Genomic DNA, 25,255 nt, shown 5'->3' on the forward strand with positions numbered 1-25,255 from the left:
ATCAGTTCGCCGGGGTGGGTTTGCGGTAGTAGGTCAGGTCCACCAGCTCCACCGAGGTGCTGGCCTGGTGAGGCAGCGCCGCCGCCAAAGTGGCCAAGAGTCGGTCCAGCAGCGCCGCCTTGGTCTCCTCACTGCGCCCCGGCAGCAGCTTGACCGTCAGGTGGGCAAAGGGGGCCGGCTGGCCCGCCACCAGGGCATGGGGTACCGCCAGGGCGCGCACCTTGATGGCGGACTCGCTGAACTGGCCGCTGGCCAGGGCGCTGTGGTGCAGCGCGGTCAGAACCGGGGCAATGGCCGCATCATCCAGGGTGGTTTCGGCGTACTCCAGCACCAGGTGCGGCATAAGGACTCCTTGATAATCAATCAGTTTGCTATTTGATATTCGTTATGGCCATAGAGATTTCTAGCCGTCCAAGACTGGATGTTGGCCGCCCCTCGGGCTATTCTAGGCGCCTCGGAGTGTACCCCAGGCCCTGTGCCGCTGGAGACAAAAATGAAAACCAAGCTCGTCGCCGTCCTGGTCATGATCGCCCTGTGCGCCCTCTACCGGGTGCTGCCCCACCCCTTCAACTTCACGCCGGTGGCGGCCATGGGCCTCTTTGCCGGGGCGATGTTCGCCAGTAAGCGACTGGCCCTGACGGTGCCCCTGCTGGCGATGCTGCTGGGGGACCTGGTGATTGGCTTGCACGAGACCATGCTGTTCGTCTACCTCGCCACCGCCATCACCGCCGGCATCGGCATGCTGCTGCGCCACAAGCGCAGCGGGGGCACCGTGGCCCTGGCCGGAGTGGCCAGCAGCCTGCAGTTCTTCTTTATCACCAACACCGGCATGTGGGCGGTGACCGACTTCTACCCCCACACCTGGGAAGGCTTGGTGCAGTGCTGGATCATGGGGCTGCCCTTTATGCAGCATGACCTGGCCAGCACCTGGCTGTTCAGCGCCATTCTGTTCGGCGGCTATGCCCTGCTGAGCCGCCGCTATCCCCAGCTGGCGCGGGACTGATGCCCCGTCGCCTGAGCGCCGATAAGCGGGAGCTGTGCTACCCCTTTATCTTCGAGTCCGGCCCCAGTACCGATTTCGAGGTGCAGACCGATGAGCTGTGCAGCCAGATAGGCTACGCCCTGGCGCTGCTGGCGTCGGAGCTGTCCGAGGCGCAGCTGGCGGAGCTCAAGCCGGAGCTGCACCGGGTTCAGGCCCTGGTCTACCACCTCAACGGTTCGGTGCGGGGCAAGCTGGCGGTGAGCGAGGCGGACCTGGACTGGCTCAAGGCCCGCTACGATCACCACCACGGCTTCGGCACCGTTGGCGGCTTCGTGCTGCCCACCGGCTCCCCCGGGGTGATGGCCCTGCACCTGTGTCGCAGCGGGGCCAAGAAAAGCATTCGTCAGCTGGTGCGCTGCGAGGAGGCGGGCCTGATGGTCCATGAACGCCTGCTGCGCCTGGCCAACCTGCTGACCAACTACTTCTTCTGCCTGACGGTGCGCTTAAAGGCGCAGCTGGGGCAGGAAGAGATCCCCTTCCAAAGTCAAAGCTACTGAGGCAAGGGTCAAGGAACCCCGCCGATTTCGGCGGACATGGACGCAACTCGCGGCGATGTGGATGAATCCGGTGAGAATCCGGAGCTGGCGCGCAACGGTATGAGGCTCTTGCCTTAAGCCCGATCTCCCATCACCGCCCCAAACCTACGCGAACTAGGAACACTCAATGAAACTCTCTGCAGTTACCGCGGCGCTGTTGGCCGTGGCCCCGTCTCTGGCCGTCCAGGCCATCGAAGTGGACGACACCCTGGTGGTGACCGGCGATCGTTTTGCCCAAGCGCCGGACTCGGTGCTGGCACCGGTGACGGTGATCGACCGGACCACCATCGACCAGCTCCAGGCCAAAAGCCTGGCGGATCTTCTGCGCATCCTGCCCAACGTCGACGTCAACCAGTACGGTGGCCGGGGTCAGAACGCCACCGTCACCGTGCGCGGCGCCACCAGCGCCCAGACCCTGGTGCTGATCGATGGCATGCGCGCCGCCACCGGCGCCATCGGCCCGGTCAACATCAACGCCTTCCCCGTCGCCCAGGTGGAGCGCATCGAGTTCATCCGTGGAGCCCGGGCCTCCCTGTACGGCTCCGAGGCGGTCAGCGGGGTGATCAACATCATCACCCGCGGCGGGGCCGACGGCACCACCTTGAGCGCCGGGGCCGGCAGCTTCGAGCGCTACGAGGCCAGCCTGCGCCACCAGAGCAGCCTGGCCGGCGGCACCCTCAAGGCGGTGCTGGCCTACGAGGATGAGGCGGGCTACAACGTCCACCCGGTGCCCGGAGTCAACGACGGCGATGAGCACGGCTTTACCGGCAAGAGCGCCCTGCTGGCCTACCAGCGTCCCCTGGCGGAACGTTTCGAGCTCTACGGCGCCGTGCGCTGGTTCCAGAACCAGAGCCAGTACGACAACTCCAGCCTGGGCAACCCGGATTGGGGGATGCCGGACGTGCGTGAGCGCAAGGAGAACTGGGTCGAGAGCTTTGACTACCAATTGGAGGCCCGCTACCGGGGTGAGCGTTGGCACAGCACGGTGCAGGCCCAGACCAGCGACAGCCAGAGCTACGACTACATCGACAGCCTGGATCGCCAGGACGCCCCGGACTTTGCCCACCTTCGCCAGCACAACCTGGCCTGGCTGAACCAGTTCCAGGCCAGCGATGCGGTCACCCTGGCCGGCGGGGTGGACTGGCGCCGGGAGGAGCTGCGGGGCGACTCCACATTGCTGGACTGGAGCACCGGCGAGGCCGCCCCCTTTGCCGACGGCACCCTGGGGCGGGACAACACCGGAGTCTATGGCCTGCTGCGGGTGGAGGAGGCGGGGCACAGCCTGGAAGCCTCCATCCGCACCGACGACAACGAGCAGTTCGGTCGACACAACACCTGGCAGGTGGGCGGGCGCGCGGCGTTCACCGACCGCCTGGCCCTGGTGGCCAGCTTCGGTACCGCTTTTCGGGCTCCCAGCTTCTACGACCTCTACTACCCGGGTTTCAGCAACCCCGAACTCAAGCCGGAGTCCTCCGACAACTACGAGCTGGCCCTGGAGGCGGGGTACGCCGGGGTGGATTGGCGCCTGGGCTACTTCCGCCAGGAGGCGCAGGATCTCATCCAGTTCGACTTTGCCAGCAACCGGCCGGAGAACATCGGTGAGGCGGTGATCGACGGCATCGAGCTGGAGGCGGCCTTCGCCACCGGCTGGGTGGATCACCAGCTCAGCTACGGATGGCGGGACAGCGAGGACAAGGCCACTGGCAACCAGCTGGTGGCCAGCGCCCGGCACAACGCCAAATGGAACCTGAGCGCCGACTGGCAGGCCCTGAACCTGGGCGCCAACCTCATCTACCGGGGCAGCCGCTACGGCGACGCCGCCAACAGCGTCAAGCTGGATCCCTACTTCCTGGTCAACCTGGCGGCCAGCTACAGCCTCACCGAGGCGCTGACGCTACGACTGCGCCTGGAGAACCTGTTCGACGAGGAGTACCTCACCATTGCGGACACCTTCTCCGGCGGCAGCTACCCGGGTCAGGAGCGCAGCGTGTTTGGCCTGGTGGAATACCGGCTGTAACGGCAAGCTTGCGAAAAAAAGGCGCCCCTGGGGCGCCTTTTTTGATTCGCGGGATTCCGCCCCAGTAGGTCAGCGGGGCCGCCCTGATCTGCCAGGGCAAGGCATCGCGCTCCCGTATCCTCTAAGGAGATGTCAACGCTCTGTCCTTAAGGGGGTTTTTCGCTTTTCACCCCGCTGGTGACCCGCCGGTGATGCGGCGTTTATCCATGCCGGCGGATCCGTGCCACACTGACTGAAGGTGTGGCTCGGGGGATCTCTATGCCTTTGAGGCGATTGGCGCTGCTTTTTTCCCTGCTGCTGGTGTTGCTGCTGGCGGTGGGGTATCTGCTGTTGCGCAACCTGGTGATCCTGCCCTACATCAACGAGGAGGTGCTGGCCACCCAGATCCAGGAGCTGCACAGCCTGCGCTTCCAGATCCAGGCGCGTCAGGCGGCCCTGCGTCTGCTGGCCACCGATATGGCCAGTGACGATCAGGTACTGACCTACCTGGCGGACCCCGACGCCGCCCCCAATCAGCTGCCGCTGCACAAGAGTGAGCAGCTGGCGGGCCTGTTCCTCTACGACGCCACTTTGCAAAAGCGTTACGAGAGCGTCTCTCAGGGGGTGGCCCTGCCCCTGCTGGCCGGCGATCAGCCGTTTCGCCGGGCCCGTTTGATGCCCCTGCTGCACCCGCACCAGCCCCGCAGCCGCAGCGGGGTGCTGCGTCAAGGGGGCGAAGCCTACCATTACGCCGCCGCTTCCCTGTGCACCGCCATGGCCAACGACTGTGGCCACGGCTACCTGCTGCTGGTGCACAAGCTGGGGGATGACTTCGCCACCACCCTGGCCGGCAGCAGTGGGCTGCGCTTAAGCCTGAGACTGGCCCAGGCCGAGGATGAGGGGCTGCCGGACCTGATGGCACTGTCGGACCTGACCCGGCCCCGCCAGCGGCGCTCGCTGCTGCTCAAAGACGTGCTGGGCCAGCCGGCACTGGTGATCGAGCTGGAGCACACCGCCGGCCCGCCCCGGGAGCTGTCCCGCTACGAGTGGATGGCGCTGGTGTGCATGGTGGTGCTGGTGATCCTGGTCAACCTCCTGTTGGGCCATCTGCTGGTCAGGCCCATGGAGCGCGGGGTGGCCCAGATCCGGGCCATGGAGCGCAACCAGCAGTTCCGACCCCTGCGCGGCGGCGCCACCATCAGCGAATTCCGTCAGCTGGCCAACGCCTTCAACAGCCTGATGCGGATGCTCTCCCAGCAGCGGGAGAAGTTGAAGCAGCTGGCCCGCACCGATCCCTTGACTGGCCTGGCCAACCGCCGGGCGATGGAGCAGTTTCTCGAGCAGGAGTGGCGGCGGCTGTGCCGTCACCACCGGGGGCTGGCGATATTGATGGTGGACATCGACCACTTCAAGCAGTTCAACGATCACTATGGCCACGGCACCGGCGATGAGGTGCTGACCAAGGTGGCCCGGGTGCTGGAGTCCCTGACCCGGCGCGGCGGTGAGCTGGCCTGCCGCTGGGGGGGCGAGGAGTACGTGATGGCGGTGACCGAGCCGACGGCACCGGCGCTGGAGGCCCTGGCCCGGGCGCTGCAGCAGCGGGTCCACCAGCTGGAGATTGCCGCGCCCACCCTGAACCAGAGACTGACCATCAGCATCGGCATCGCCCTGCTGGAGCCGGGCCAGGATCCGGTGGAGCAGGGGTTCACCCTGGAGCGGCTGATGGAGGAGGCGGACCGGGCGCTGTACCGGGTCAAGGCCGGGGGGCGCAACAACTTCGAGCTGTGGCGTACCCAACTGGTGGCCCAGCCACCGCGGCCCTGAAACGATTAAGGGCCCGCTGTTGCGAGCCCTTAAGGGTTACAGCCGGGTGGCCGACAGCGGCGCTTTGGGGGGCACCATAAAGTGCTCGAAGCGCATGGTGTAGCCGATGGGCAGGCGCTGCTCGGCCTGGTCGACGCGCACCACGCCCCCCTGGTGGGCCAGCTTGGTGGCCAGGTTGAAGCTGATGACGTCGTAGCTTTGCGGCTGCAGCAGGCGCAGCAGCTGATCCAGCACCGGGCCCAGCTCCGCCTTGTCCAGGTTGGTCTCGAAGCTGACGTAGGAGCTGTCCTCCTGGGGCGTGATGTGCACCGTCACGTAACGGTCGCCGCGGATCCCGTTCATGGAGTAGCCGAAGGGCTCAAACAGGAAATCGTCGAACTGGAAATCCGGCAGCATCCCCTGCCAGTTGAACAGCGCCCGCACCCCCTCCAGGGTCTGGCTGGGGCTGCGCAGGTAGTCGGCGGCCTGGCCCTGGATGTGGTACATCAGCAGCTCGGCTGTGGCGTCGTCGGCGTCCGGCTGGTAGGCCGCTTCACTGTGGAAGATGTAGTTGTGGTGACCATCCAGGTGACCCAGGCGCCAGGCGGTGCCCGGCAGCAGGCCGGAGAGGGCGACCAGGTCCTCGTCGAAGCTGCTTTTTTGCAGGTGCGACTGGTACTCGTTTTTACGCTGGTAGGTCAGCATCGCCAGCTCGTTCTGGCTGAAGTGTTTGAGGAACTCGGTGACCGCCTGGACCAGGGTGGTGGTGCCACAGGTCAGCATCAAAAAGCGGTCATCCCAGACGAAGAGGCTGGACTCGGACAGCAGGTAGGCGTCGCAGCGGTCGTTGTGCACCGAGGAGAGGATGGTGGCGTTGGCCTGGGCCACTAGGTTTTCCCAGAAGGGTTTCCCCAGGGCGCGCAGGGATTCATGGCCCGGCTTGAGCACCGCTTCGACTTTTTTTTCGGAGCCCTCGAAGAACATCATTGTGGTTGTACTCCCGTTGAAGGCAGAGATGCATGGTTTGGTAAGTATGGCCCTACCGCCCCCCCAACGAGTTTGGCCGGGGTGAGATCCCCAACCGCCCTCCTGGCGATTCGCCGGCCGAGCACATCGCCAGAAGGGCGAAGCGGTGTGCTAAGGGGGCCGGGGTCGCGCACAGTGGCGGCGATTATACACAAATCCCCCGGGTGCACCACCGCCGGTTGACTACACTTAGAAGCCCGGTCGCACAAGGGCAGGCATCATGGTTAGTGGATTGAATGGACAGGCGGTTTTGCTGGCTTTAGCGATCGTATCCTGGCCGGCATCGGCGGCCCAGGAAGCCTGGCAGCCGGCATTGTCACAGCTGAGCTGGCCGGCCCTGGTGCAGGATGCGCCCCAGTGCGATCCCACCCGTTGCCGGTTCAGCTGGCGCTACCGGGAAACGCCGGACGGTCGGCAGCTGTTGACCCTGATGGGGGCGCTGGCGGAGCACACCGACGCCCCCCTGCGTCTGGAGGACGACCCCCTGACCCGACGCTTGAGCCTTACCCTGGAGCGGGAGCCGGAGTCGACTCAGTTGGCCAACAGCGTTTCCAACTGCTTGGCGTCTTCCTGCGCCGCGTACGAGGCGATCACCCCAAACTCCCGGTGAGTGAAGCCGTCCTGCCACAGCGCCTCGGGCACGTGGGCGAAGGTGGGGGCGTAGCGCGCATCCACTTCCATCACCAATTCCCCAATCTCATCCAGTTCCAGGCCGAACAGGGTGGCTTTCACTTGCAAGGTGTGGGGCGAGTTGGGCTGGGCGTAGAGGTGGGCGACCCGGTCCCAGTCGGCGCTGTCGGCGGCCAGGGATTCGGGCACCAGATAGGGCAGTTGCCGGTCCCCCATGGCGTAGTGACGCTTGAGCACCATGTACTTGTCCGGGATGGGCCGTGAGGAGTCCCACCAGTGGCCATCCACCACGTCGAACAGGGCGTTGGTGGTGTCCCTGTCCACCTCCCCCAGCCAGATCAGGGCTTCGTCCAGCCAGACGGTGAGGCTCTGGTTGTAGAGCTGGTCATTGAGCACCAGCTTGGCGTTGATCATCGCCTCGGTCAGCTTGGCCCCCAGCATGTTGGAGTAGAGATCCTCCGGCGAGTAGGCGGACACGGTTTCCGGCCAGCCGGCGAAGCTGGCGTAGCCGTGCCACTGGGCGATCTCGTGGGATTCGGCTTTGAAATAGCCCAGCCGGGCGGCGAGGGCGGCGGAGAGTTGCCAGCGCTCCTGGCCGCTCATCCCCTCGGTGTCGAAGGCGTGCAGGCGGACGTAGCGCCGACCGATCTCGTCCGGCACCTCGATGATGTGGTCCTGGCCCAGGTGGCGGATGATCTGGAAAAACAGCGCCACGGTGTCGTCGGCGGTGTCTCGTACGTGGGCCAGATCGATAAAGCCGCCCCGGGCGGTATACAGCATGCCGTTGTTCTCGGTGCCGCTGTTGTTGTTGGCGCTCATCCCCGAGCGGGTGTAGGAGAAGGTGCCGCCATCGAAGCGGTGGGGGCCAACGTCACTGGGGTCGACGGTGTTGCCCAGGCGAAACAGCGGGAGGGGCACCGGCCCTAAGGAGACCTTCTGCAGGTTGCCAAAGGCACAACAGGGGCGGACATTGGCCGGCACCGGGAACTCCGGCAGGCTCTCCACCGGCAGATCCCACACCTCCACCACGTCGATGTTGCCGTTGAGGGCGCGGCTGATGGCGGCCTCGTCGGGACGCGGGTGGCCCTGCCACTGGGTGGCGGAGCAGCCGGTCAGCAATACGCTGGCCAGGATCAATAAATGAAAGCGGATCATGCTTCCCCTGTTGGCTTAACTTCTGGGAGTAACGATAGGCGCTGCCCGGCGTGGGCGGCCAGTTGGGCAAGGTACCCATTTGCGAGAAAGGCGATTATAATCCCGACCTTTCCACTGGGTTGGGGATTCTAATCCAGCGCAGTGGACTGGGAAAACCCTGTTACTTCAGTTATTCAGGTTGGATGCAGCAGCGATTTGGCCCAAAGCGATTCAGCTTGGATGCAGATTGCGGTGGTTACCATATTTCCCGACCGACCTCCGTCGAACACCTATGTTTATATTTTCGGCACCGGGCTTTCACGCCTCGGGGGCCTTTTTTTGCTTGTGATTGAGTACTGCCATGTTTTCACGTTTTCTGCGCACCGCGGCCGCCAGTTTGCTGCTGGTGACCGGTCTGGCCCAGGCCCAGGATTCCTTCTTCCCCATCTGGGGCGAGGAGGCCGCGGCCCGGGGCTACACCCTGCCCAAGCCCTACGGCCTGTCCCTCTCCTACATGGACATGAGCAACCCGGTGAAGGTCAACAGCATCGCCCTGACCGGCCACCCGGTGCTCGAAGCGCTCGACATCCAGGCCCCGGACGCGGAGTTTGACGGCTACAACCTGACCCTGCGCGGCGACGTGTGGATCTTCCCCTTTATGAACGTCTACGGGATCCTGGGTTACACCTCCGGCGACAGCGTGGCCACCATCCGCAGCCTCAGCTGCGATGTGGACGCCGTGTCCGGGCTGAACAAGATCCTCTGCGCCGGCATTAATGAAGCGTCGGATCTGGCCATTGGCGCCCCCTTTGCCCTGGAGATGAAGGGCGGCACCTACGGCGTGGGCACCACGGTGGCCGGCGGTGTGGGCAACTGGTTCGCCCTGGTGGACGTCAACTACACCTACACCGACATGAACATCATCGACGGTGACATCCGCACCTTCGTGGCGGCCCCGCGGGTGGGGTACCGCTGGGAGTTCGAGGGCGGCAAGGAGCTGCGGGTGTTTGCCGGTGCCATGTACCAGAAGGTGGACCAGTACCTCAGCGGCAGTCTGCTGGATCTGGGCCTGCCGCCGGAGCTGAACGACCTGATCGCCGGCCTGGCCCCCGACGGCCAGTTCGAGGTGGAGCAGGAAGGCACCTCCCGCTGGAACACCGTGGTGGGGGCCCAGTACGCCCTCAGCCGTGACTGGGAGCTGCTGATCGAGTCCGGCTTCGGTGCCCGTCGCACCAGCTTCATGTCCGTCAGCCGTCGGTTCTGAGCACACAGATGACCAAACGGGTTTGGGCACTGGCCCTGGTGCTGCTTAGCGGATCCGCCTGGGGATCCACCTCCACGCCAAAGAACGAGGCGGCGGATCCCTCGCTGTACCAGCGCACTCAGGCCTGGTTCGAGCAGCTGCTGGAGGATCTGGGGGCGGACGGCGGTTTCGATCCGGAGAAGGGGATCGACTGGAGCGTCATGCCCGGGCCCTTCTACACCCCGGAGATGAGCCTGGGGATCGGCGTCTCCACCGTCGGCCTCTACCTGCCGGACAGCGCCGGTGAGAACGCCCAGCCCAGCTCCATCACCCTCAACGGGTTTGGCTCGGTCAACGGCTCGGTGGGGGTCACCATCGCCAACCGTAACTTCCTGCGGGACGACAGCCTGCGCTTCTACATCGATGCGGAGATCTACGACGCCCCCGACGTCTACTACGGCGTCGGCGTCGACAGCGGCCGCAGTGCCGCCAACAAGACCGATTTCGAACTGACCAGCTACAGCTTTGCCCCCCAGGCCCTGATGCGGGTGCTGCCCAGCACCTACGTAGGGGCGGGTTTTTCCCTGCGAGCCAACAAGGCCCGCGAGGTGGAGCCCACCACGCCGGGCGCGCTGCCGGCCCGCGGCGACGGGGCGGCCTTCCCGGAGAAGAGCTTCAGCTCCGGGATGACCTTCCACATCGTCCACGATTCCCGGGATTTCATCCTCAACCCCTCTGAAGGCCGACTGTTGCAGGCGGATCTGGCGGTGTACGACGACGTCTTCGGCTCCGACCACGACTTCCAGAAGCTGACCCTCAACTACAGCGATTACCTGGCACTGGAGTCCATCCCCGGGATCCTGGCCTGGCAATGGCTGGGGGAGTTCAACCACGGTGACGTGCCCTGGGACCAGCTGGCCAAACTGGGGGGCGGCACCCGGCTTCGGGGCTACGAAGCGGGGCGCTACCGGGACCGGCAGATGACCCTGGCCCAGGTGGAGTATCGTCAGCCCCTGGCGGGCCGCCACGGCATGGTGTACTGGGTGGGCGCCGGAACCCTGGCGGACAAGGCGTCTGACCTGGGATCCGAGAAGTGGCTGCACTCCGTCGGGGTGGGCTACCGCTTCGAGATCAAGCAGCGGGTCAATGTCCGCCTGGACATGGGCTTTGGCAATGGTGAGAGCGGCTTCTACTTCGCGGTGAACGAAGCCTTCTAGCCGGACTGACACGGTTTCGAATCGGGTTTGATGGGGTTTGAACGCCATCACGCTCCGGCGATGACAAACTCTGTACAATGCGCGCGCTTTTTGTCGCGTCCGGAGTGCCCATGCTGTTTGTCGAGTTGAGTGTTGTCCTGTTGGCCATCTGGTTGGGGAGCCGCCTGGGCAGTATCGGCATCGGCTATGCCGGTGGCCTGGGGGTGCTGGTGCTGGCGATGCTGGGGCTGACCCCCGGCCAGATCCCCACCTCGGTGATCCTCATCATCATGGCGGTGATCTCCGTCATCGCCGCCATGCAGGTGGCCGGTGGCATGGATTACCTGGTCAAGATCGCCGAGCGGATCATTCGCAAGAACCCCAAGCAGATCACCTACATTGCGCCGCTGGTCACCTACAGCATGACCCTTCTGGCGGGCACCGGCCACACCGCGTTCTCCACCATGCCGGTGATCACCGAGGTGGCCAAGGAGCAGGGGATCCGCCCCTCCCGGCCGCTCTCCATCGCCGTGGTGGCCTCCCAAATTGCCATCACCGCCTCCCCCATCTCCGCCGCCGTGGTGGCCCTGACCGCCATCCTGGCCCCCCTGGGGGTGGATTACCTGAGCATCCTGACGGTCTCCATCCCCGCCTCTCTGACCGCGGTGCTGCTGACCGCCTTTGTGGCCAACCGCCAGGGGGTGGAGCTGGATCAGGACCCGGTGTACCAGAAGCGCCTGGCGGAGGGGCTGGTGCGGGCCAGCAAGGCGGATGAGCTGGCCATCAAGCCCGGCGCCAAGCGGGCGGTGGGGATCTTCCTGGTCACCATCCTGGCCATCGTCGGCTACGCCACTGCCATCAGCGACAGTGTTGGGTTGATCGAGAACCCGGTAATGGCCCGGGACCAGGCGATCATGATCCTGATGCTCTCGGCGGCGGCGCTGATCACCCTGGTGTGTCGGGTGGACACCAGTCAGATCCTGGCGGCCAGCACCTTCAAGGCGGGGATGAGCGCCTGCGTCTGCGTGCTGGGGGTGGCCTGGCTGGGGGACACCTTTGTCTCCGCCCACATCGAGTCGATCAAGGCGGTGGCCGGTGAGCTGGTGCAGAACCACGCCTGGCTGCTGGCGGTGGCGCTGTTCTTCGCCTCCATGCTGCTCTACTCCCAGGCGGCGGCCACCGTGGCCCTGATGCCCGCCGCCGTGGCCATGGGGGTGGATCCTCTGGTGATCGTGGCCTCCTTCGCCGCGGTCTCCGCGCTCTTTGTCCTGCCCACCTACCCGACGTTGCTGGCGGCGGTGGAGATGGACGACACCGGTTCGACTCGCATCGGCAAGTACGTCTTCAACCACCCCTTCCTGCTGCCCGGCGTGGTGGCCATCAGCCTGTCGGTGGCCTTCGGCTTCGCCCTGGGCTCCGTGGTGCTCTAAGCCACCCCCAATCGCTGGCAGCGCTCGGCGATAAAGGCCCGCAGCCACTGGTGGGCCGGGTCTCTGTCCTGCAAGACCGGCCACATCAGGCGGTAGCTGATGGGGGCCAGGGCCAGGGGCAGGGGCAGCAGCGTCAAGCGGTAGTGCTGGGTCAGCTGGCGGGCAAAGACCCCGGCGCAGGTGAACACCATGTCGGTTTGCTGGGCCATCAGCGCCGCGCTGTGGAAGTCCGGCACCTGCACCGCCACCGGTCGGCGCAGCCCCTGGGAGGCCAGCACATGGTCCATCAGCCAGAGCTCGGTGCCCTCCACCCAGATCTGGATGTGGGGCAGTGCCAGGAAGCGCTCCTGGTCCCAGCGGCCGGTGAGGGCCGGGTGCCCCTCCCGCACCAGGCAGACGTTGATGTCCCGGTACAGCTCCTGCTGGGGCAGGTCCGGCAGATGGCTGATGTGCCAGGGGTAGTGGGCCCGTTCGTCGGTGTCCCGGGCCAGCAATAGCAGGTCCAGCTGACCCCGCTCCAGCAGTTCCAGTTTGTCGTTGGAGCCGGGCACCATCCCCAGGCGCACCCCCGGTGCCTCGCTTTGCAGGTCCGTAAGCACCTTGGGCATCAGGGTGGGGAAGGCGGTCTCCACCACGCTGGCGCGGAACTGCCGCTCATCGAGTCGGGGATCGAACCCCTCCGGGGTCAGCAGCTCGCAGGAGAGGCGCAACCAGTGGCGCAGCTTGGGCTCCAGGGCCGCGGCCTTGGGGGTGGGCACCAGCCCTTGGCCGGCGCGAACAAACAGGGGATCGTCCAGGGGTTGCCCCAACTGCTCCCGCAGCTTGGCCAGCTGTTTGCTGACCGCCGACTGGCCCAGGTGCAGTCGGGTGGCCGCGGCGGTGACGCTGCCCTCCTCGAGCAGCACCAGCATCAGCCGTAACAGATTGAGATCCAGTCGTTCCAGCGCCATGGCGCCCTCCCGAATTATTCCTATAGGGAAATTGGCTACTGCCAATAAATCATTTTTTATCATAACTGACGGCCCCTAAAATGGCGCCCCAAAATGATGAAACCGGAGCCCCAATGAGCCGTCCCGTCTCCTTCCCCCTGCTGGTCCTGCTGGTGGTGTTCAGCCCCCTGGCCATCGACATCTTCCTGCCGGCGATCCCGGCCATGGCCGAAGCCCTGTCGACCCCCCTGGCCAAGGTGCAGGCGACGGTGGCGATCTTCCTGCTGGCGATGGGGCTGGGCCAACTGATCTCCGGGCCGCTGGCCGACCGCTACGGCCGTCGGCCCATGGCGCTGTGGGGCGTGGCCCTCTACCTGCTGGGGGCTTTGGTGTCCGCCTACGCCAACCTGGTGGAGGTGCTCTGGCTGGGCCGGGTGCTGCAGGGGCTGGGGGCCTGTGCCGTGGTGGTGGCCGCCATGTCCGGGGTGCGCGACAGCTACGGCCCGGAGCGGGCCGGCACCTACTACAGCTACCTTAACGGGGTGATCTGCGTGGTGCCGGCGCTGGCGCCGCTGTTGGGGGGCGTGCTGACCCAGTGGTGGGATTGGCGGGCCAACTTCCAGTTTATGGCGCTCTACGCTCTGGTGGCCGGAGCCCTGGTGGCCTGGCGGCTGCCGGAGACCCGTCCGGCGGGCACCCAAACCGAGGGGGCGCTGATCAGCTGGGCCCGCTACCAGCCGGTGCTGGCTCACCCGGTGTTCCGTTACCACACCGGCCTTATCATGCTGGCGATGGCGGTGATCATCGGTTACGTCAGCATCGCCCCGGTGCAGTTGATGGTGGCGATGACCCAATCCCCCCTGGCCTTCAGCCTCTGGTTCGGTGCCAACGCCGCCATCAACATCGCCGCGGCTTTCCTGGCTCCGACCCTGGTGGCCCGCATCGGCAAGAAACGCGCCCTGAAACTGGCGGCCCTGCTCTGCCTGAGTGCCGGTGCGGCCCTGGTGGCGCTGATGGGCTGGGCCCATCCCCTGGCCTTTATGGGGCCGGTGTTTGTGGCCAGCGTTGGCTTCTGCCTGGTGTTCGCGGTCAGCGGCGGCGGCGCCCTGGCGCCGTTTGGCGAACGGGCCGGCACCGCCTCGGCGCTGATGGGGCTGTTCCAGATGACCGGCGCGTCACTGCTGGTGGGGCTGGTCAACCTGCTGCCGTTGGCGCCGGTGGCGGCCCTGGCGGTGCTGATGGCCCTGCCCATGGTGTGGATGGTGCTGGCGCGGCTTAACCGGGGCGGTCATCACCAGGTGCTGCTGGCGCTGGATGGGATCAGCGGCAGCGGCCGCTGAGGGAGATCCCCTGGCGAGTGGGGTGCCGGCGGTCGATGCGGTAGCCCTCCAGGCACAGTCCCCGCTCGTCCAACTCCTTCTCCAGATCCAGGTAGAGCTGGTGCTGATCGATAAGCGGGCCCTGGCCCGGCAGTGGCGGCTCGGGGTCCCGGTTGCGCCTTGGCTGACTGGCTTCCAGCTGCGCCAGCTGTTGCCGCTGGCGTCGGGAGAGGGGTTCGGTCACCTGGATGTAGTTGAAGGTGAACCGCAGCTCCCCCTGCTCGTCGGTCTCGGTGGTGAAGAAGTGCTCCGGGGCAGGGGGCGCGCTGGCGCAGGCGCTGAGCAGCAGCACAAAGAGGGTGGCCAGGGCCAAGGGCATAGCAGGTTCCTGAAAAACGACGAACTACGACTATAACCGAAGACCCCGGTGGCGGGGCAAATGCGGCAAAGTTCCCGCTCCTCTCCGATGAATTTTCTCCGGGTGACCCTCTTCACCCTTTGATGCTTAATCCAGCCCAAACACTTGACCTTGGAGCCCGTCCAAGGGATAAGCTGCCTCCAATTCAATCCACTTTGTGAGTAATAACCGTGAAGAAGCTAATTGGTCTCGCTTTTGCCCTGGTCCTGGCGGGCTGTTCCGAGTCTGCCCCGGAAACCACCGCCGCCGCCCCGGCCCAGCCCTCCCCCTTCCAGGAAGGGGTCCACTTCCAGGTCGTGAACCCGGAAGGCAAGGTGGACCAGCCGACGGTGACCGAGTTCTTCTCCTTCTACTGCGGTGGCTGCTACAACATGGAAAGCCGTTTCCTGCCCACCATTGTGCCGGCCCTGGCCGAGGGGGTGAAGTTTGAGCAGAAGCACGTCAACTTCGCCCGCACCGAAGAGGACTACCAGACCTACCAGGCGGTGATCCAGGGCTTTGCGGCCGTCCAGCAGATGGGCGTGGAGAAGCAGATCAAGGAGCCGATGTTCGCCCTGATGGGGGGCAAGCACCACAACCACGTTGAGGGTGACAAGCACGGCGAGGGGATCCACTCCCTGGCCGACGTCCGCGCCATCTTCGTTGAGCACGGTGTGGACGGTGACGCCTTTGACCAGGCGGCCAGCACCCCCGAGGTGCAGAGCCAGGTTGAGCTGTGGGCCAAGGAGCAGCGTCAGTACCAGATCGGCTCCATCCCGGCCTTCGTGGTGAACAACAAGTACCTGGTGAACATCAACAGCGTTGAGACCCTGGGTGAACTGGTTGAGCTGATGAACTACCTGGCCACCCGCTAAGCCTCGGTGCCATCAGACAAACGCCGCCCCTCGGGGCGGCGTTTTGCGTTCTGGCTATACTGCCTGAGATCACCGACGGGGGAGAGACGAGGATGCGATGGCTGGTTGGGCTTTGGGTACTGGCGGCGCCCGTGGGGGCGGCAACCCTGGAGATCCTGCACGAGGGCTATGTGCGGGCGGAGCAGGGTCGGGTGGGCAGCACCATCACCCTGGTGCAAAGCGATGATCTGGTGCTGGTGGCAGATCCGGGGATGGCCTCCGAGGAGCAGTGGGACCAGGTGATGGTGCGGCTGCGGGCCCAGGGGGTGAACCCGGACTCCGTGACCCACGTGTTCATCAGCCATCATCATCCGGATCACCTGACCCGGGTGGGAGTCTTCCCCCACGCGGCCCTGGTGGACTACCAGGGGATCTACCGCTACGACACCCTGATGCCCCATCCCAGCCCCCACACCCTGGCCCCCGGGGTGACGGTGATCCAGACCCCGGGCCACACCCGGGAGGACGCCAGTTTGCTGGTGGAGACCGACGAGGGCACCTACCTGCTGACCCACATGTGGTGGGCCAACGGCCAGCCAGAGATTGACCCACTTGCCCAGGACCAGGCGCAACTGGAGCGCTCCCAGGCCGCCTGGGTGGACAAGGTGGACTGGATAGTGCCGGGCCATGGCCCGGTCTACCCGGCCAAAGGGCGCGAGCCGGCTCAGTAGGGCCAGACTCGGGCGGCGGTCATGCGATAGCCCACTTCGCCCAGATCGTTGAGATCCAGGGCCTCGGCTTCCAGAACCCCCTGCACCCAGACCGCGTCCCGCAGCCAGTCAAAAGGTACCGGCTCAGTGGCGCGAATGTGCACTATCTGGTTGGGGGGCGGCGGCGGGGCGTGGATGCAGGCCCCGTAGTAGGGCACCAGCAGAAACTCACTGACCTCCTGGTCCTGCCACTCCAACGGCACGATAAAGCCCGGCAGGGCCCCCTCTTGGCTCAGCAGCTGCGGATTGCGTGCAACCTGGCCAAGCCCCAGGCTTTGCGGCTGAGGGCCGCTGAGATCGTCGTGGTTGGCCTCGGCCCAGGCGTGCTCCTCGGCAATCAGGGCGGTGATCCTGGCCCGGTTCTTCTCATCAATCAGCTGCTCCCATCCCCACTGGGGCACCGGAGGTTGCGACGCCAGGCAGCCCCCCAGCAAGAGGGGCAGCAGCAGGGCAATGACGGCTTTCATCATGCACTCCTAAAATGAGGCGCCGCCGAACGGGTCGGCGGCGCCTGGGTGGGGTCGGGCTCAGCGGCGGACGATGGCGAACTGGCCTTCGAAGTCGAGCTTGGCCCAGAAGTGACCGTCGTGCAGGCCCACCGTCAGGTTGGGATCGCAGGCTTCGCCGGTCAGGTCATTGGGCGCCTGGGTCAGGTAGCGAGCGTCGTAAGCGGCGGTGCTGATGCACTCCTGGTTGCTCACCAGGGGCACCCACTGTTCGCCGTCGAAGTGGGCCAGGGTCACCTCGTCGGCATTGACGCCGGCGGGCAGGCGGAACTCCAGCACATAGTCGTCGGCCCGCAGCGCGCCATGGCGCAGATCGGCGTTCAGGGTCCAGTTGTCCCGCTCATCCAGACGATAGGGGGATTTGGCGTCCAGCAGCTCCACGTAGTTGAGTGCCGGTTTGTTCTGCACGTCCAGGTTGCGACGATCGCTGGGGTTGTCGACGATGCCGGTACCGGGACGGCCCTCGTCCAAGGCGATGTCCAGCATGCGGCCGAAGGGGTTGGCGTAAAGGCCGCTCTGACCCTGAATCCCGCTGACGATCAGCACGTCGGAGAGGGTCTCGGCGGTGGCCGGGGCCCAGCTCAGGGAGACCAGCTTCTTCATGTCGTAGGTGTGAGGGTGCCAGCGGAAGGCGCCCAGGGCGGTGACTTCGTAGCCCTTGGGGTGGCCGTAGTTGATGGCGTAGCGGCCATCCACCTGGTAGTTGCGGTCGGAGCCAATGGTGTTGTTGCCCAAGGAGGAGCGCACCTTCATCAGGGTGTTCAGGCGGTCGATGTACTCCAGGTTGGCGATGCTGCTGGAGATCCAGTCGGCGCCGTAAAGGGCCTGGTCGACCCGGTTGAACAGCCGGTTGGTGCCGTCCATCAGGCGGGCCACGTCGCCGTTATCCGACAGGCAGCGCACGGTGCGGTATTGGGCATCGGCCACGCTGTAGTAGCGGGAGGCCTCCGGCAGGCTGTCCGGGTGGACCACCTTGTCGCAGCGCTGGGGGGTGCGGGTAAAGCGGTCGAACAGGCGCCAGTCTGCCCCGCCGTCCAATACGTCCTCCGGGTTGACCCAGTCGTCGTAGTAGGCCTGGAAAGAGAGTACCGGACCGGTGATCTCGAACCAGGAGGCGTTGATCTGGGTGACCCCGGGCCCCTGCAGATCCCGGGCATTCTCCTGCTCGGTCCAGCGGTCGCTACTGCTGCCGCCGTCGCGACCGTTGGGGGTGGTGGTGCGGTACATCACCATGTCCTGGATCTTCTCGAACTCGCCGATGCGGTTGTAGTAGCTCTTGTCCGAGGCGTTGCCGGTCACGATCTGGGTGAAAAATCGCAGGTCACGGTCACCGGATTCGCTCGCCTCCTCGTCGGTGAAGGTGCCGTTACCGGCGCCGTTGTCCCAGATCACCGAACGGCTGTACTGGTGGTCGTGGCCACTGAGGTATATGACGTCGTTCTGGCTCAGCAGGTTACGCCATTTGACCAGGTCTGCGGTCACCAGGTCGTTCTCGAGCTGGTTGCCCCAGCGGGCCACCACGTTCTCGTAGACGATGCCGCCGCGGTAGGGGCCGACGAAGGGGCTGTGGGTGGAGACGAACACGTGCTCGATGGCGCTGTCGCGGCCTTCGATCATCTCCTCCACCCACGAGTAGGCGTAGGGCTTGTCCTGATCGGAGATCTGGATCATCAGGGCGTTGCCGCTGGTGTAGGCGTAGGTCTGGAAGTGGCGGCCGGGCATGTGCACCGCGTCCTCGGGAATGAACTCCTGCATCACCCGCTTCCAGGTGTAGTTGTCGCCGGGCTTGCGGTCGTGGTTGCCCATCAGGGGCAGGAAAGTGATGGCGTCGGAGTAGCGGTGGGCCATCTCGCGCCAGGCTTCGTACTCGTGCTCGGTGTTGGAGTTGGTCAGATCGCCCACGGCGATGACGTACTGGATACCCTGTTCCCGATAAAGATCCAAGATCGCCTCCATCTGGGGCAGGGCCACGGCGTCACCGCCCCCCTGGGTGTCGGTCAGTACACCGATCTTGAGCGGCCCCGGTGCCGGGGCGGGGGTGTCGTTGCTGTCGCTGCTGCTATTGCAGCCGGCCAGGGCGGCGGCGGTGAGCAGGGCCAGGGTAGTTTTCTTGAACATGGGCGTGTCCTTAGTGGGAATGTGGCCCGAAAACTAAGCACGCGACATGTCGATTTGGCGGCAAAGCGGTGGCACTTTGGTGTAAAGCCTTTGCACCAAACCATTCTATTTCAATGGCATAACACATTGGCCCCGCCAGGAGGGCCGAAGTCGCAACGCCCCATTCAGCCTGCTTACCTGGTTAACCTGGTTTTCGGCCAAGCCGGTGCCGAATGCCACAGCAAAGCGAGTGGGCCTCTGTCCCGATTCAGTCCAGCACCCGGTAGCCGCGGCCAAACAGGCAGTTGCGCATCACCTGGTCCTGGTGCTGGGCGTGACTCTGTGCCAATTGACGCTTCTCTGCCCCGTGATGCAGCACGCCGCCGATCAAGCCAACCCCGGCGCCCACCTGGGCCCCCTTGGAGCCGCTGCCGCCGCTGATGGCACCACCGGCAGCCCCCAGTAGCGCCCCCTTGGCGGTGTCGTGCAGCACGTCATGGCCCAGGGAGTCGGCCTGCTGCTGTTCAACCTGGTAGGAGAGCTGTTCGCACTCGTAGTAGTCGGCGTGGTAGCGCTCCATATCGACCCCCTTGGTGTCGACGATGACTTTGGCCTGGGCGCCAAAGGCGATCAGGGCGCCGAGGATCAGCAATCGGGTATTCATGGTGTGTCGCTCTTTGCAGTGATTGGGCGGGCAGGGTAACGGCCCCCTCGACGCCATGCACCTTCACTATGCAGGACGGTATCCATCAAGCCACCGGCAAGGCGAGCCAGCCTGGCGGATGGTGGATGGATGGCATCCTTCAAATGCGATTGGTCGCGCGATGCGACCGCCACTAGTATCCCCCTCCGATTCGACGGTATGCCCCACGGTTTGGCGGGGTTGGCCGTCTTGGCAATCCCCGTTCACTAACAGGAGTCGGTGACACAAACGACAGAAGAGATTCGAGATGACTCAAAGGCATACCCAACTTTTCGCAGGCCTGCTGGCCCTGGTCCTGACCGCCTGCAGCACCCCTCACACCCTGGAGCTTCGCCTGGACGAAGCGGACTACCGTCAGGCCAGCCTGGCGGGCAGCGCGGGTTCAGACCACCCGGAGCCGATGCGCTTCTGGGCGGATGAGGACGCTCAGCTGTTTTTGAACGGCAGCCAGGATAAGACGCCGCTGACCGTCACTGGCGAGCGGCTCAACATCCTGGCGCTGTCCGGCGGTGGCGCCAACGGCGCCTTCGGAGCCGGGGTGGTCAATGGCCTGCACGACAGCGGCCAGCTGCTGGATTACACCGTGGTCACCGGGATCAGCGCCGGGGCCCTGATCGCCCCCTTCGCCTTCGTGGGCGGCGAGCGGATCCAGCAGATCGAGGCGGTGATGCTGGGGATCGACGACAAGATGGTGCTGGGCAAGCGCAATCTGCTCAACACCCTGTTGAAGGACGCCTTTACCAACGGCCATAAGCTGTACGAGTTCATCGAGGACAACTTCGATTCGACGATGATCGAGGAGATCGCCGAACAGCACCGTCAGGGGCGCCGTCTGCTGATCGGCACCACCCACTTCGACTCCGGCGAGCTGGTGGTGTGGAACCTGGGACAGATCGCCAGCAGCGAGCTGCCCAACCGGGCCCGGCTGATCCACCAGGTGCTGGCGGCCAGTGCGTCCATTCCCGGCGTGTTTCCGCCCCAGTTTATCGAGGTGGAGCACCAGGGTGAGCGCTTCGAGGAGCTGCACGTGGACGGCGGTCTGGCCGAGCAGGTGTTCTTCGACGCCGGCCAGATCGACTACCGCCAGATCAGCCAGGTCCTGGGCCTGAGCCAGGCGCCCCAGGTGCATGTGGTGCGCAATGGCGCCCTGACCATGCCCTACAGCCCCACCAAGGACAAAGGGGTGGCCCTGCTCAACCGCAGCCTGAAAAGCCTGACCATCCAGCAAACCCGGGGCGATCTCTTCCGGATGCTCTACTTCAGCGAAGTGGGGGGGCTGGATCTGGCCTTTGCCTACGTGGGCGACGACTTCGACGCCACCAAGGCCAGTAAGGCGATGTTCGACACCCAGTACATGACGGCCTTGTACCGCTACGGCTACCGCAAAGCGGTACAAGGCACCCTCTGGACCACTGAAGTTCCTTAACCCAAAAACCAACACAAGGTATCAAGATGAAAAAAACACTGCTTTGCGCGCTGCTGCTGCCCCTGACCTTCAACGTGGCCGCCCAGTCCCGTCTCGCCGTCGAGGAGCAGAAGGTGGATGAGGCGATGAGCCAACTGGTCAGCGTGGCGGTGGACGATGAGCTGTTTGCCGTTATCGAGCAGGAGGGCAAGTACGAGCGCGTGGAGTACCTTGAGCTGGTGAACGCATCACTCAAGGAGATCTACGTCAGCCGCCACCAGGCCAAGGAGATGAAGCTGGCCAAGGTGGACAAGTACTACGTCTACGGCCGCAAGGATCTGGACACCCTGATCCAGGAGATCGGCGAGCGGGTGGACGCCAACCAGCCCACCTACTTCTCCGTGGATCTCTATCGCGACTACCACCGCGATATCGGCCTGTTCCACTACGTGGCCCGGATCACCGAGTACCGCTAAGGGACGTCCCTTACCGGCATAAAAAAACCGCGGCCCAGGCCGCGGTTTTTTGTCTCTGCCCGCCTTAGCGGGATTTGACGTAGGGCTGGCCCACGGCCTTGGGCGCGATCGCCTTGCCGATAAAGCCGGCCAGCAGCAGCACGGTCAGCACGTAAGGCAGCACCTCGATGGCCTGTACCGGCACCTCGCCCACCAGGGGCAGTTCCACCCCCTGCAGACGGACGGCCAGGGCGTCCAGGAAGCCGAACAGCAGACAGCCGAGCATCACCGGCACCGGACGCCACTTGCCGAAAATCAGCGCGGCCAGGGCGATAAAGCCCTTACCGGCGCTCATGTTGGGCACGAAGCCGGCGGCGTGCGCGGTGGAGAGGTAGGCGCCGGCGATCCCCGCCAGCACCCCGGCGATGATCAGCGCGCGGTAGCGCAGCCAGGTGACGGAGATCCCCGCGGTGTCCACCGAGTGGGGGTTCTCCCCCACGGCGCGCAGACGCAGGCCGAAACGGGTGCGCTGCAGGATCCACCAGGACAGGGGCACCATGGCGAAGGCCAGGTACACCAGCAGGTTGTGGCCGGAGATCAGCTTGGAGTAGAGGGCGCCAACAAGCGGCACGTCCGCCAGCATCTGGGCCAGGGGCAGGGTGATCGCCTCGAAGCGCTGACCGCCGGACAGGGCCGGGGTCTGGCCGCCCATCTCGAACCAGTAGCGGCCCAGGGTGATGGTCAGGCCCGCCGCCAGCATGTTGATGGCGGTACCGGAGACGATCTGGTCGCCCTTGTGTGTGATGGAGGCGAAGCCGTGGATCAGCGCCATCAGCACGCCGGTGGCGATCCCCGCCAGCAGGCCGAACCAGACGTCGTTGGTGACGTAGGCGGTGGCGGCCGCGGCGAAGGCCGAAGCCAGCAGCTTGCCCTCCAGGGCGATGTTGACCACCCCGGAGCGCTCGGAGAACAGGCCCGCCAGGGCCAGCAGCAGCAGGGGCGTGGACACCCGTAAGGTGGCGTCCAGCATCAGGATGATGGTGTCAAACATGGCTTAGGCCTCCTGCGCGTCGAGTTTGTTGGCCCGGGCGGCGGAGATCGCCAGGTAGGCCTTCTCCACCGGTTTGACCAGCATCAGGGAGAGGGCGCCGGAGAACAGCACCACCAGGGCCTGCACCACTTCCACCATCTCGCGGTCCACGTTGGGGTATTCGAACGCCAGCTCGTTACCGCCCTGGAACAGCACACCGAACAGCAGCGAGGCGAACAGGATGCCGATGGGGTGGCCACGGCCGATCAGCGCCACCGCGATGCCGGTGAAGCCGTAGCCGGCCACGAAGTCCAGGCGCAGCTGGTGGCTGTAACCGGTGATCTCGTTCATCCCCAGCAGGCCCGCCAGGCCACCGGAGATCAGCATCACGATGACGGTCAGGCGCTTGGGGTTGATGCCGCCGTAGGTGGCGGCGCTGGGGTTGGCCCCCAGGGCGCGGATGGCGTATCCCCAGCGGGTGTGCCACAGCAGCAGCCAGACCAGCACCAGGGCGGCCAGGGCGATGAGGAAGGAGAAGTTCAGCGGGCTGCGCTCGAACTCAATGCCGAACCAGGCCAGCATCTCGTGCATCATCGGCAGCCGGGCATTGTCACCAATCAGGCGGGACACCGCAGACATCTCGCCCTCGGGTTTGAGCACGTTCACCATCAGGTAGACCATCAGCGAGGCGGCGATGAAGTTGAACATGATGGTGGTGATCACCACGTGGCTGCCGCGGTAGGCCTGCAAGTAGGCGGGGATCAGCGCCCACAGGGCACCGAACAGCATGCCGCCGAGCATGGAGACCGGGAAGATCACCCAGAAGGGCATGGAGGCATCCAGGGCCAGGCACACCAGGCCGGTGCCCAGGCCGCCGATGTAGGCCTGACCTTCACCACCGATGTTGAACAGGCCGGCGGAGAAGGCCACCGCCACGGCCAGGCCGGTGAAGATGAAGTTGGTGGCGTAGTAGAGGGTGTAGCCCACCCCCTCCTGGTAGCCCAGGGCGCCCTGGAGCATCAGGGTGGCGGCTTCCACCGGGTTGACGTCCACAGCGATGAACACCAGGGCGGACACCGCGAAGGCCAGCAACAGGTTCAACAGCGGCAGCAGCAGGACGTTGATCCAGGCCGGCAATTTGTTGTTGTTCACAGGGACTCTCCCGCTTTGAGTTCGTCGGGGATGACGTTGGCCATCATCATGCCGAGAATGCGCTCGTTGGCCTTGTCCGCCGGCACTTCGCCGACGATCTGGCCGTCAAACATCACCACGATGCGATCGGACAGGGCCAGGATCTCATCCAGCTCCACCGAGACCAGCAGCACACCCTTGCCCTGGTCGCGCATGTCGATGATGCGTTTGTGGATGTACTCGATGGCGCCGATGTCCACCCCGCGGGTGGGCTGGCCGATCATCAGCACGTCCGGATCCTGGTCCACCTCCCGGGCGATGATCAGCTTCTGCTGGTTACCACCGGAGAACAGCGAGGAGCGCAGCTTGGGGTTGGGCGGGCGCACGTCCCACTCCTCCATCAGCTCGCGGCACTTGGCCTCGATCGCCTTGGGCTTGGTCAGCACCGGGCCGTTGTACTGCGCCTGCTCGTGGAAGCCCAGCATGGCGGACTCCTCGGCGGAGAAGCTCTTCACCAGGCCCATGGCCAGGCGGTCTTCTGGCACGTGGCCCACCTTCATGGCGCGCACCGACTTGGGATCGCTGGGGGATTTGGGGGTGATGCTGTGGCTGCCGATGCGGATCTCACCTTTGGTGGGGGTCAGGATCCCCGCCAGGGCTTCCATTAGCTCGGATTGACCGTTGCCGGAGACCCCGGCGATGCCCACCACCTCGCCGCCGCGGATCCGCAGATCCACCGCCTTGAGCATGTCCACGCCACGGCCGTCGGTGTAGGTCAGGCCCTTGGCCTCCATCAGCACCTCGCCGGGGTTGGCGGGGCCCTTTTCCACCTTGAGGCGCACCTTGCGGCCCACCATCAGCTCCGCCAGCTCCTCTTTGCTGGTGTCGGCGGTCTTTACGTGGCCCACCATGGCGCCCTGGCGCATCACGGAGACGTTGTCGGTGACCGCCAGGATCTCCCGCAGCTTGTGGGTGATCAGCAAGATGGTGACCCCCTGGTTGCGCAGGGCATCGAGGATGCGGAACAGGTGGTCGGTTTCCTGGGGGGTCAGCACCCCGGTGGGCTCATCCAGGATCAGCACCTTGGCACCGCGGTAGAGGGCCTTGAGGATCTCCACCCGCTGTTGCAGCCCCACCGGCAGCTCCTCGATGGTGGCGTCCAGGGGCACGTCCAGCTGGTACTCTTCGGCCAGGCGCTGGAGCTCCTTGCGGGCCTTGCCCAGGGAGCCGGCCAGCAGGCCGCCCTCTTCGGCGCCCAGGATGACGTTCTCCAGCACGGTGAAGTTGTCCACCAGCATAAAGTGCTGATGCACCATGCCGATCCCGGCGGCGATCGCCTCGCGGGAGTTGGTGATGGATTGGCGCTGGCCACCGACGTGAATTTCACCGGAGTCGGCTTCGTAGAAACCGTAGATGATGTTCATCAGGGTGGACTTGCCGGCACCGTTCTCGCCGATGATGCCGTGGACGGTGCCCGCGGGCACCTGCAGGTTGATGTCGCGGTTGGCGTGGACGTCGCCGAACCGTTTTTCGATACCGCGCAGTTCCAGTGCAAGCGGCGACTGGGGTCGGGCTTGAGACATGGCTGTGATTCTCGCTATTGCAGTAGGCGCATTCGATAGA

The 25,255-nt window shown here is 65.2% G+C and carries 24 protein-coding genes and 1 riboswitch; of the genes, 13 read left to right on the top strand and 11 right to left on the bottom strand.

The genetic code is table 11. The annotated features are described in order from the left end of the window. Window position 1: 1 nt before the first annotated feature. A complete protein-coding gene (locus KUV81_RS10575; RefSeq protein ID WP_222543834.1) occupies window positions 2-343 on the bottom strand; it encodes a 5-carboxymethyl-2-hydroxymuconate Delta-isomerase in 342 nt (113 codons plus the stop codon). A gap of 150 nt (window positions 344-493) precedes the next feature. Between KUV81_RS10575 and KUV81_RS10580 the strand changes: the two genes are divergently transcribed. The 4 genes from KUV81_RS10580 (at window position 494) to KUV81_RS10595 (ending at window position 5,398) form a co-directional block, all read left to right on the top strand. Next, entirely contained in the window at window positions 494-1,003 is a 510-nt protein-coding gene (locus KUV81_RS10580) for a DUF6580 family putative transport protein (protein WP_222543835.1), read from the top strand. Beyond that, complete coding sequence (locus KUV81_RS10585) at window positions 1,003-1,539, top strand: ATP--cob(I)alamin adenosyltransferase (protein ID WP_222543836.1); 537 nt, start codon at window positions 1,003-1,005, stop codon at window positions 1,537-1,539. The genes KUV81_RS10580 and KUV81_RS10585 overlap by 1 nt, the downstream gene beginning before the upstream one ends. A 20-nt stretch (window positions 1,540-1,559) precedes the next feature. Beyond that, window positions 1,560-1,686, top strand: a riboswitch (cobalamin riboswitch). A gap of 19 nt (window positions 1,687-1,705) precedes the next feature. Beyond that, entirely contained in the window at window positions 1,706-3,595 is a 1,890-nt protein-coding gene (locus KUV81_RS10590; protein ID WP_222543837.1) for a TonB-dependent receptor domain-containing protein, read from the top strand. Window positions 3,596-3,868: 273 nt separating this feature from the next. Then, the gene (locus KUV81_RS10595; RefSeq protein ID WP_222543838.1) at window positions 3,869-5,398 is read left to right on the top strand and encodes a diguanylate cyclase domain-containing protein; all 1,530 of its coding nucleotides are present in this window, start codon (window positions 3,869-3,871) and stop codon (window positions 5,396-5,398) included. A 36-nt stretch (window positions 5,399-5,434) separates the two neighbouring features. Here KUV81_RS10595 and KUV81_RS10600 read toward each other — a convergent pair whose 3' ends face one another. Beyond that, window positions 5,435-6,364 (bottom strand): adenosylmethionine decarboxylase, encoded by a 930-nt coding sequence (locus KUV81_RS10600; protein ID WP_222543839.1) that lies wholly within the window; start codon window positions 6,362-6,364, stop codon window positions 5,435-5,437. Between the two features lie 289 nt (window positions 6,365-6,653). On the opposite strand from KUV81_RS10600, the gene KUV81_RS10605 reads away from it, so the two are divergent. Then, a complete protein-coding gene (locus KUV81_RS10605; protein ID WP_222543840.1) occupies window positions 6,654-7,013 on the top strand; it encodes a hypothetical protein in 360 nt (119 codons plus the stop codon). Here KUV81_RS10605 and KUV81_RS10610 read toward each other — a convergent pair. Then, window positions 6,935-8,188: a DUF4056 domain-containing protein gene (locus KUV81_RS10610; RefSeq protein WP_222543841.1), complete on the bottom strand. Its 1,254-nt coding sequence runs from the start codon at window positions 8,186-8,188 to the stop codon at window positions 6,935-6,937. The two genes, KUV81_RS10605 and KUV81_RS10610, sit on opposite strands and share 79 nt — an antisense overlap. Window positions 8,189-8,528: 340 nt before the next feature. Here KUV81_RS10610 and KUV81_RS10615 point away from each other — a divergent pair, with 340 nt between their 5' ends. The 3 genes from KUV81_RS10615 (at window position 8,529) to KUV81_RS10625 (ending at window position 12,036) form a co-directional block, all read left to right on the top strand. Continuing rightward, a complete protein-coding gene (locus KUV81_RS10615) occupies window positions 8,529-9,431 on the top strand; it encodes a hypothetical protein (RefSeq protein ID WP_261389336.1) in 903 nt (300 codons plus the stop codon). An 8-nt stretch (window positions 9,432-9,439) separates the two neighbouring features. Next, complete coding sequence (locus tag KUV81_RS10620) at window positions 9,440-10,627, top strand: BamA/TamA family outer membrane protein (RefSeq protein WP_261389337.1); 1,188 nt, start codon at window positions 9,440-9,442, stop codon at window positions 10,625-10,627. A 110-nt stretch (window positions 10,628-10,737) separates the two neighbouring features. Continuing rightward, the gene (locus KUV81_RS10625) at window positions 10,738-12,036 is read left to right on the top strand and encodes an anaerobic C4-dicarboxylate transporter (protein ID WP_222543842.1); all 1,299 of its coding nucleotides are present in this window, start codon (window positions 10,738-10,740) and stop codon (window positions 12,034-12,036) included. On the opposite strand, the gene KUV81_RS10630 is transcribed toward KUV81_RS10625, so the two are convergent. Then, complete coding sequence (locus KUV81_RS10630) at window positions 12,033-12,986, bottom strand: LysR family transcriptional regulator (protein WP_222543843.1); 954 nt, start codon at window positions 12,984-12,986, stop codon at window positions 12,033-12,035. The genes KUV81_RS10625 and KUV81_RS10630 overlap by 4 nt on opposite strands. Window positions 12,987-13,099: 113 nt before the next feature. Here KUV81_RS10630 and KUV81_RS10635 point away from each other — a divergent pair, with 113 nt between their 5' ends. After that, complete coding sequence (locus KUV81_RS10635; RefSeq protein WP_222543844.1) at window positions 13,100-14,305, top strand: multidrug effflux MFS transporter; 1,206 nt, start codon at window positions 13,100-13,102, stop codon at window positions 14,303-14,305. On the opposite strand, the gene KUV81_RS10640 is transcribed toward KUV81_RS10635, so the two are convergent. Then, window positions 14,286-14,663, bottom strand: a complete 378-nt coding sequence (locus KUV81_RS10640) for a hypothetical protein (protein WP_222543845.1) — start codon at window positions 14,661-14,663, stop codon at window positions 14,286-14,288. The two genes, KUV81_RS10635 and KUV81_RS10640, sit on opposite strands and share 20 nt — an antisense overlap. A gap of 209 nt (window positions 14,664-14,872) precedes the next feature. On the opposite strand from KUV81_RS10640, the gene KUV81_RS10645 reads away from it, so the two are divergent. Next, a complete protein-coding gene (locus KUV81_RS10645; protein WP_222543846.1) occupies window positions 14,873-15,556 on the top strand; it encodes a thiol:disulfide interchange protein DsbA/DsbL in 684 nt (227 codons plus the stop codon). Between the two features lie 92 nt (window positions 15,557-15,648). Continuing rightward, window positions 15,649-16,266, top strand: a complete 618-nt coding sequence (locus KUV81_RS10650) for an MBL fold metallo-hydrolase (RefSeq protein ID WP_222543847.1) — start codon at window positions 15,649-15,651, stop codon at window positions 16,264-16,266. Here the strand turns inward: KUV81_RS10650 and KUV81_RS10655 are convergent. The 3 genes from KUV81_RS10655 to KUV81_RS10665 form a co-directional block, all read right to left on the bottom strand. Further along, on the bottom strand, window positions 16,260-16,772 hold the full coding sequence (locus tag KUV81_RS10655) for a DUF3299 domain-containing protein (RefSeq protein WP_222543848.1): 513 nt from the start codon (window positions 16,770-16,772) through the stop codon (window positions 16,260-16,262). The two genes, KUV81_RS10650 and KUV81_RS10655, sit on opposite strands and share 7 nt — an antisense overlap. Before the next feature lie 60 nt (window positions 16,773-16,832). Further along, window positions 16,833-18,929 (bottom strand): metallophosphoesterase family protein, encoded by a 2,097-nt coding sequence (locus tag KUV81_RS10660; RefSeq protein ID WP_222543849.1) that lies wholly within the window; start codon window positions 18,927-18,929, stop codon window positions 16,833-16,835. 247 nt (window positions 18,930-19,176) lie between these two features. Further along, window positions 19,177-19,572: a glycine zipper family protein gene (locus tag KUV81_RS10665; RefSeq protein WP_222543850.1), complete on the bottom strand. Its 396-nt coding sequence runs from the start codon at window positions 19,570-19,572 to the stop codon at window positions 19,177-19,179. 286 nt (window positions 19,573-19,858) lie between these two features. Here KUV81_RS10665 and KUV81_RS10670 point away from each other — a divergent pair, with 286 nt between their 5' ends. After that, window positions 19,859-21,037 (top strand): patatin-like phospholipase family protein, encoded by a 1,179-nt coding sequence (locus tag KUV81_RS10670; protein ID WP_222543851.1) that lies wholly within the window; start codon window positions 19,859-19,861, stop codon window positions 21,035-21,037. Window positions 21,038-21,063: 26 nt separating this feature from the next. Further along, entirely contained in the window at window positions 21,064-21,492 is a 429-nt protein-coding gene (locus KUV81_RS10675; protein WP_222543852.1) for a hypothetical protein, read from the top strand. 64 nt (window positions 21,493-21,556) lie between these two features. Here KUV81_RS10675 and KUV81_RS10680 read toward each other — a convergent pair whose 3' ends face one another. The 3 genes from KUV81_RS10680 to KUV81_RS10690 are packed head-to-tail and all read right to left on the bottom strand — an operon-like array spanning window position 21,557 to window position 25,215. Next, entirely contained in the window at window positions 21,557-22,522 is a 966-nt protein-coding gene (locus tag KUV81_RS10680; RefSeq protein WP_222543853.1) for an ABC transporter permease, read from the bottom strand. A 3-nt stretch (window positions 22,523-22,525) separates the two neighbouring features. Next, window positions 22,526-23,653: an ABC transporter permease gene (locus KUV81_RS10685; protein ID WP_222543854.1), complete on the bottom strand. Its 1,128-nt coding sequence runs from the start codon at window positions 23,651-23,653 to the stop codon at window positions 22,526-22,528. Beyond that, window positions 23,650-25,215, bottom strand: coding sequence for an ABC transporter ATP-binding protein (locus KUV81_RS10690; RefSeq protein WP_222543855.1), 1,566 nt, complete (start codon window positions 25,213-25,215; stop codon window positions 23,650-23,652). The genes KUV81_RS10685 and KUV81_RS10690 overlap by 4 nt, the downstream gene beginning before the upstream one ends. Window positions 25,216-25,255: the final 40 nt, after the last annotated feature.

The organism is Ferrimonas balearica (assembly GCF_019802085.1).
Classification (GTDB): Bacteria; Pseudomonadota; Gammaproteobacteria; order Enterobacterales; family Shewanellaceae; genus Ferrimonas; species Ferrimonas balearica_B.

Coding starts and splice junctions, on each gene's coding strand:
- KUV81_RS10640 (WP_222543845.1), bottom strand. CDS start 14,663: ATGCCCTTGGCCCTGGCCACCCTCTTTGTGCTGCTGCTCAGCGCCTGC.
- KUV81_RS10575 (WP_222543834.1), bottom strand. CDS start 343: ATGCCGCACCTGGTGCTGGAGTACGCCGAAACCACCCTGGATGATGCG.
- KUV81_RS10655 (WP_222543848.1), bottom strand. CDS start 16,772: ATGAAAGCCGTCATTGCCCTGCTGCTGCCCCTCTTGCTGGGGGGCTGC.
- KUV81_RS10620 (WP_261389337.1), top strand. CDS start 9,440: ATGACCAAACGGGTTTGGGCACTGGCCCTGGTGCTGCTTAGCGGATCC.
- KUV81_RS10650 (WP_222543847.1), top strand. CDS start 15,649: ATGCGATGGCTGGTTGGGCTTTGGGTACTGGCGGCGCCCGTGGGGGCG.
- KUV81_RS10600 (WP_222543839.1), bottom strand. CDS start 6,364: ATGATGTTCTTCGAGGGCTCCGAAAAAAAAGTCGAAGCGGTGCTCAAG.
- KUV81_RS10690 (WP_222543855.1), bottom strand. CDS start 25,215: ATGTCTCAAGCCCGACCCCAGTCGCCGCTTGCACTGGAACTGCGCGGT.
- KUV81_RS10680 (WP_222543853.1), bottom strand. CDS start 22,522: ATGTTTGACACCATCATCCTGATGCTGGACGCCACCTTACGGGTGTCC.
- KUV81_RS10670 (WP_222543851.1), top strand. CDS start 19,859: ATGACTCAAAGGCATACCCAACTTTTCGCAGGCCTGCTGGCCCTGGTC.
- KUV81_RS10590 (WP_222543837.1), top strand. CDS start 1,706: ATGAAACTCTCTGCAGTTACCGCGGCGCTGTTGGCCGTGGCCCCGTCT.
- KUV81_RS10675 (WP_222543852.1), top strand. CDS start 21,064: ATGAAAAAAACACTGCTTTGCGCGCTGCTGCTGCCCCTGACCTTCAAC.
- KUV81_RS10580 (WP_222543835.1), top strand. CDS start 494: ATGAAAACCAAGCTCGTCGCCGTCCTGGTCATGATCGCCCTGTGCGCC.
- KUV81_RS10665 (WP_222543850.1), bottom strand. CDS start 19,572: ATGAATACCCGATTGCTGATCCTCGGCGCCCTGATCGCCTTTGGCGCC.
- KUV81_RS10630 (WP_222543843.1), bottom strand. CDS start 12,986: ATGGCGCTGGAACGACTGGATCTCAATCTGTTACGGCTGATGCTGGTG.
- KUV81_RS10625 (WP_222543842.1), top strand. CDS start 10,738: ATGCTGTTTGTCGAGTTGAGTGTTGTCCTGTTGGCCATCTGGTTGGGG.
- KUV81_RS10585 (WP_222543836.1), top strand. CDS start 1,003: ATGCCCCGTCGCCTGAGCGCCGATAAGCGGGAGCTGTGCTACCCCTTT.
- KUV81_RS10660 (WP_222543849.1), bottom strand. CDS start 18,929: ATGTTCAAGAAAACTACCCTGGCCCTGCTCACCGCCGCCGCCCTGGCC.
- KUV81_RS10615 (WP_261389336.1), top strand. CDS start 8,529: ATGTTTTCACGTTTTCTGCGCACCGCGGCCGCCAGTTTGCTGCTGGTG.
- KUV81_RS10635 (WP_222543844.1), top strand. CDS start 13,100: ATGAGCCGTCCCGTCTCCTTCCCCCTGCTGGTCCTGCTGGTGGTGTTC.
- KUV81_RS10610 (WP_222543841.1), bottom strand. CDS start 8,188: ATGATCCGCTTTCATTTATTGATCCTGGCCAGCGTATTGCTGACCGGC.